The sequence below is a fragment of the Rhodoplanes roseus genome, assembly GCF_003258865.1.
GTDB classification, from domain to species: Bacteria; Pseudomonadota; Alphaproteobacteria; order Rhizobiales; family Xanthobacteraceae; genus Rhodoplanes; species Rhodoplanes roseus.
This window is the reverse complement of sequence record NZ_NPEX01000722.1, coordinates 1-301: the sequence shown is the minus strand read 5'-3', so window position 1 is coordinate 301 and position 301 is coordinate 1. Positions and strand designations below refer to the sequence as shown.

At 73.4% G+C, this 301-nt stretch carries 1 pseudogene; it reads right to left on the bottom strand.

What is annotated here, in order from left to right:
- Positions 1-301, bottom strand: a pseudogene (locus CH341_RS36540) (hypothetical protein); the annotation flags it as partial.

Below are 301 nucleotides of genomic sequence, written 5' to 3'. Positions count from 1 at the left end.
GGCCGGGCGTTCGTGAGCTCGGACAGCGCGGGCACGAACGCGTGCCCGCCCGACGACCCCGCTCGCCGCTGCCGGCGGGCGGCCAGGCCGGGGTGTCGGCGTCGGCCGGGAGAGGCGGAAACGCCCCGAGCGACGGGGCGTCGGCGAAGGTCGCCGGCTCGCGCGGGGTGCGATCGATGCGCATGTCGAAAATGTCGAAGCGGTTGTAGTAGCCGACCACGTCGTGGAACTGCTTGGGCTCGACGCAGGCCTCGGCTGATGGATCGGTGGTCATTCCGGGTTCGCGGCTTCGCCGCGCCCC